5 protein-coding genes are annotated in these 5616 nt (G+C 63.4%); 2 read left to right on the top strand and 3 right to left on the bottom strand.

The window, feature by feature from the left end; all coding sequences use genetic code 11:
• Positions 1–232: 232 nt before the first annotated feature.
• Entirely contained in the window at positions 233–1609 is a 1377-nt protein-coding gene (locus A2J03_RS09950; RefSeq protein ID WP_068372850.1) for an MFS transporter, read from the bottom strand.
• Positions 1610–1650: 41 nt separating this feature from the next.
• Here A2J03_RS09950 and A2J03_RS09945 point away from each other — a divergent pair, with 41 nt between their 5' ends.
• Both A2J03_RS09945 and nhaA read left to right on the top strand, forming a co-directional pair.
• On the top strand, positions 1651–2196 hold the full coding sequence (locus A2J03_RS09945; RefSeq protein ID WP_231912471.1) for an AMIN-like domain-containing (lipo)protein: 546 nt from the start codon (positions 1651–1653) through the stop codon (positions 2194–2196).
• A gap of 88 nt (positions 2197–2284) precedes the next feature.
• On the top strand, positions 2285–3667 hold the full coding sequence (gene nhaA, locus A2J03_RS09940; protein ID WP_082897739.1) for a Na+/H+ antiporter NhaA: 1383 nt from the start codon (positions 2285–2287) through the stop codon (positions 3665–3667).
• Here nhaA and A2J03_RS09935 read toward each other — a convergent pair.
• Positions 3664–5220, bottom strand: a complete 1557-nt coding sequence (locus A2J03_RS09935; RefSeq protein WP_068372846.1) for an alanine/glycine:cation symporter family protein — start codon at positions 5218–5220, stop codon at positions 3664–3666. The genes nhaA and A2J03_RS09935 overlap by 4 nt on opposite strands.
• A 94-nt stretch (positions 5221–5314) precedes the next feature.
• Positions 5315–5616: CsbD family protein (locus tag A2J03_RS30975; RefSeq protein WP_068372843.1), on the bottom strand; the 302-nt coding region annotated here is incomplete at its 5' end.

Below are 5616 nucleotides of genomic sequence, written 5' to 3'. Positions count from 1 at the left end.
CGACCACTGTCAACGCGATGGTTCCGACACCGGCACAGTTCTCCGGCGCACTGTCGAAGTATCCGCGCTGGAACACCGCGAAAGCACCGATGGCGAGCCAGACGACGATGAGGAGAGTGACGAAGCGCATGATTTGCCCCCTAACGTAGCCGTGTCTCGGCTACCGCGAAACGGGCGAATACCCCATCTGCTGCAGCCGAAACCCCGTGCGGTGAGACCACAGCGAAGTCGGCTATCCACTCACGGGCCCCGACCCAGAGGTTTGGCGATCCTCGGTCAACGTGTCCAGCTCCCTGCCCTTGGTCTCGGGCGCTGCGTACGCCATCCACAGCACCGCCAGGACGACGAACGCCGTGACGATCGCGAAAGTGAGCGGAAGACCGAGGATCGGCCACATCACCGAGCCGAAGAGCAGCGGCGCAAAACCTGTCGCGATACGACTGACGGAGGAGGCATAACCGAATCCCGACGCCCGCAGCGGCGTCGGGTACAGCTCGGAGACGTAGCAGTACAGCACCGGGATCGCGATTTGAATGACGAACCCGAACACCGCCAGCCAGACGAGCACCGCTGATCCGACGTCGAGCATGACCGCGAACAGCACCAGCGCAGCACCCGCGATCGGCCCGGAGATCCCGATGACCCACTTCCTGCCGACGACCTCCACGAGGTACGCGGACACCGCGACGCCGAGGATGCCGACCGCCGTCATCAGCGTCGTTCCCGCGAATGCGGCGAAGTCGTCGTACCCTTCGCGACGAAGGATCGACGGCATCCAACTCAGGGCCGCGTAATACAGCAGCATGATCGAGACGAACAACAACCAGGATGCCGACGTGATCCTCGGGCTGTAGCTCCACACCGCTTTCACGCCGGACAGAGCTGTCCGCTTCGCGGGAGGTTCAGCGGTGATGGAGTACTGCTGCACGTCGGCACCGGTGCGCGCAACAAGATCGTCGATGACGGTCCGAGCCTCCTCCTCACGCCCGACGGCGGCCAGATACATCGGCGATTCGGGGATCCCTCGGCGCACCCAGAACAGTAGGAGCGCAGGCAGAATCATGAACAGCAACATGATTCGCCAGCGGACGTCGCCGTCGATCGGTACCAGCGCTGTTGCGACGACGCCACAGATCGTGGCTCCGATGGGCCACCAACCGTCCATGGCGGACAACACTTTTCCGCGTATTCGACGCGGCGAGAATTCGCTGACCAGTGCGTAGTCGACGGGGATGCATCCACCGAGTCCAAAGCCTGCACAGAATCGGAGTAGAACGAAGATCTCGAAGTTGGGCGAGAACGCGCCGAGTACCGAGAACAGCGCAAAGATCAACAGGGTGATGGCGAACGCGCGCTTGCGCCCCATCCGGTCGGCGATGGTCCCCCACACGACGGCTCCGACGGCCATGCCGATGAGATTCCCGGTTGCGACGAGCCCACGCTCGGTCTGCGACAGGTCCCAGTAGGAACCGAGCAGTGGCGTCAGGAACCCGTTGAGAGTCACGTCCCAGGCGTCGAACATGAAGCCGAGACCGCCGATGACGAAGATCCGGCCCTGCACCCCCCATTTCCAGGGAAGCTCCTGCACGATCTGTTCACCGGTTTTCACCGACGCATCCTCTCACCGAATGCCCCTATAGTGTCCTCTCCATGCGAACCGGGGTGGCCCTTCTGGCGACTGCCGCACTCGTATCGGCAGGGTGCAGCACCGGCGAATCGGAAACGGCCGGCGAATCGACCGTCACGTCCACGACGCAGAGCGTCCGCTTCGTGTCGGGGTCCGTCACCTTCGGCACTCCACCACCGACGGCTGCTGCCGAGGAACCGGCCGATTTCGGTATCTCCGACGTACGACTCGAGGACGGGCGGGTCATGGTGACGTTCTTCGGCGACGGCGTCGTCAACTACGTCGGCCACTACGTCGACGAGGCCGCGGTGATGTCGAGTAACGACGTGCTCGACGTGCCGGGTACGTCGATTCTGCAGTTGGACCTCATCTCGTCGCCGGCACCGGCGTCGGGTTCGACCGTTCGCCCGTTGCAGTCGAACTCGGCGAGCACCGGGATCGTGTCGGTGCAGACCGTCGAGCCGTCCGACGGGGTCACACAGTCGTTCCTCGGCACGTCCGCGAATCGACCCGACTTCACGGTTACCGTCCAGCCGAACTCGCCGACACTGGTGATAGCGGTGCCGTAAGCCGAGTGCGCGCAGCCCCCCGATGACCCGGTAGACTGGTACGCGGTGCGCCGGGAAGTCTGGTCGGCAACAACTTAGTGCTGCGCACATGCTTTCCGTTCCTCAGGTGTGCTGCAGCTCCGCCGTACGCACACGAAAGGCCACTCACCCAGTGACCAATCCCAAGACTCGCCTACCACTGTTCTCCCGCGGTTCGTGGTCCGAAGCAGACCGAATCGGGCAGATCCTCCGCAAGGAAACCGTCGGTGGCGCCTTGCTGCTCGCGGCCACTCTCGTCGCGCTGATCTGGGCCAATTCGCCATGGGACGAGGCCTACAACTCCCTGATGAGCACCCGCGTCGGACCGTCGGCCCTTCATCTGGACCTCACACTGTCCACGTGGGCCGCCGACGGACTGCTCGCCATCTTCTTCTTCGTCGTCGGACTCGAACTGAAACGCGAATTCGTTGCAGGCGACCTTCGCGATCCCGCGCGAGCCGCCCTGCCGATTGCTGCCGCAGTGGGCGGAATGGCAGTTCCTGCATTGATTTTCGTCATCATCAACCTCAGGACCGGCGACGGCGCACTGCTGGGGTGGGCAATCCCCACCGCCACCGATATCGCCTTCGCGGTCGCCGTTCTCGCAGTCATCAGTACCCACCTCCCGCTGGCGCTGCGAACGTTCTTGCTGACATTGGCCGTGGTCGACGACCTTCTGGCCGTCACGGTCATCGCGATCTTCTACACCGACGACATCAACTTCATTGCGCTCGGATTGACATTGATTCCGTTGGCGCTGTTCGCATTCGCAGTGCAGAAGCGCGTTCGCTCGTGGTGGATCCTGCTGCCACTCGCTGCGGCCACCTGGATCCTGATGCACGAGTCCGGAGTCCACGCCACCGTTGCCGGCGTGCTTCTCGGCTTCGCGGTACCCGTTCTCCGCAGTCAGGCCGCAGGCGGACCCGACGCCGGACCGGGGCTGGCGGAACACTTCGAACACAAGATCCGGCCCATCTCGTCCGGAATTGCCGTGCCGCTGTTCGCATTCTGCGCGGCAGGCGTGACCGTCGGCGGATTCTCCGGTCTGCGCAGTGCGCTATCGGACCCCATTGCGATCGGCATCATCGCCGGACTCGTGATCGGTAAGGCCATCGGCATCTTCGGCACCACCTACCTCGTCTCCCGGTTTACCCGAGCAACTCTCGACGCCGGTTTGAAATGGCTGGACGTCTTCGGTGTGGCGATGCTCGCCGGCATCGGTTTCACTGTCTCGTTGCTGATCGGTGACCTCGCGTTCGGCGAAGGAACGCAGCGTGACGACCACGTCAAGGTCGGCGTGCTCACCGGCTCGATCGTCGCCGCGTCGCTTGCTGCAGTGATTCTGCGCAGCCGCAACAAGGCATACCGCGCGATTCACGAAGAAGAGACCCGCGACGACGACCACGATGGCATCCCCGACATCTACCAAGGCACGCGGGACGAGAAGGCCTAGACCAGATCGTCTTCCGTCGAACGCACCGGATCGTGCTTTCCTGGCCGGGTCGCCATGTAGTCGGCCAGTTCACGCTTGACCACCGGGAGCAGCAGGTAGAGGCCGGTGATGTTGACGAGCGCGAGCAGGAACAGCGTCGCATCGGCGAAGTCGAGCACCGATCCGAGCGAGAGGACGGTGCCGATGACGGTGAACGTGCAGAACATCAGGTTGAAGAAGTTGCGTGAGAGTGGGCTGCGGCCGAACAGTGAGGTCCACGCCTGCTGTCCGTAATACGCCCAGGTGATTGCAGTGGACAGTGCGAACAGTGCAACAGCAACCGTCAGGACGTACGGGAACCACGGCAGCACCGTCTCGAAGGCGTCCGAGGTGAGTGTCACGCCGCCAGCAGGCAGTTCACCGGTCTCAGCGACGACTTCTCGTTGGTCCTGCCAGGTCTGGGTGTTCGCGATGACGATGGTCAACGCCGTTGCGGTGCAGATCACGACGGTGTCGATGAACGGCTCCAGCATGGCGACGAAGCCCTCGGTCACAGGGTGCCGAGTCTTGACCGCGGAGTGCGCGATCGCGGCAGAGCCCAAACCGGCTTCGTTGGAGAACGCTGCGCGCTGGAACCCGATGATCATGACACCCAGGACGCCGCCCGCGACACCTTCCGGCGAGAAGGCACCCTCGAAGATCGCCACGAACGCCGACGGTACCGACTGGAAATTGACGCCGATGACGACGGCGCACGCGACGATATAGACGATCGCCATCGACGGAACCAGCTTTGCGGTGACAGCCGAGATCGACTTCATCCCGCCGATGATGACCAGGCCGATGATCAGTGCAATTCCGATACCGAAGATGGCCTTGGCGCCGTCGGAACCGAGAAGTCCGTCGTCGCCTCCGGTGACGGATCGAACCTGCGCGAAAGTCTGATTGGCTTGGAACATGTTGCCGCCGCTGATCGCGAAGAACGTGATGATGATGGCGTAGAAGACAGCCATGATCTTGCCGAGCTTGGCTAGTCCACGATCGGCGAGACCTTTGGTGAGGTACTTCATCGGCCCGCCCGACACGGTGCCGTCCTCGTTGACGTCACGGAATTTCACGCCGAGGGTGCATTCGACGAATTTCGACGCCATTCCGAGAAGACCGGCGAGGATCATCCACAGCGTGGCACCTGGGCCGCCGAGCGTGACGGCCACTGGGACGCCGGCGATGTTGCCCAGGCCGACCGTTCCCGACACTGCCGCGGTGAGGGCTCGGAAGTGACTGACCTCTCCGGGCGCGTCGGGTTCGTCCTCCTTGCCGCTCACCAAGATCAATGCGCGCTTGACCCCGCGGAACTGAATGAACTTGAAGGAGACCGTGAATATGACGGCGCCGACGATCAGCCACAGGACGATGAGGGGTATGTCAGCGCCCGCGATGTTCACGGAGTAGAAGACGAAGTTCGTCACGGCCGCGGAGATGGGATCGAACGCGTTGTTGATCGCAGTCTCGATCGAGCTGATAGTCCCCCCGTCCGCAGCGAGATGGTCTATGGACGGGGGGTTGAAACTCATCCGTCGATCCAACCCCACCGGAGACCGGCGCCGCACCGGTTTGCCCACTCTGGGGCGATGTTTTACTCAGTGTTGACTATCTGCGAGCCGATCGTCAACGACGTGAGGAGCGTGCCAGCTTCTCGGCAGCACGCCGCGTATGTGCGACGACCTGCGGAACGTTCTGCCGACGGCTGCGTCGGTACAGCACGAGCGCGACGAGTCCGACCCCTGCGAGCGCGGCAGCAGCAAGCACGCGCGGCGAGGTGGATGTATCGACGATGGAGCCCACGTCGACGTCGGCCTCCCGAGCCTTGGCCTTGGCCTGATCGGCCGCGCCGTCGCCGCGTAGGTTGTCGTTGCCGGTGGCGTCGCCGGTGGCGTCGCCGACCTTTTCTGTCGCTTGGCCGGTGAGCT

The sequence above is a fragment of the Rhodococcus sp. EPR-157 genome (assembly GCF_001647195.1).
Lineage (GTDB): Bacteria > Actinomycetota > Actinomycetes > Mycobacteriales > Mycobacteriaceae > Rhodococcoides.
This window is presented reverse-complemented; position numbering and strand designations above follow the sequence as displayed.

Coding starts and splice junctions, on each gene's coding strand:
- A2J03_RS09945 (WP_231912471.1), top strand. CDS start 1,651: ATGCGAACCGGGGTGGCCCTTCTGGCGACTGCCGCACTCGTATCGGCA.
- nhaA (WP_082897739.1), top strand. CDS start 2,285: ATGCTTTCCGTTCCTCAGGTGTGCTGCAGCTCCGCCGTACGCACACGA.
- A2J03_RS09935 (WP_068372846.1), bottom strand. CDS start 5,220: ATGAGTTTCAACCCCCCGTCCATAGACCATCTCGCTGCGGACGGGGGG.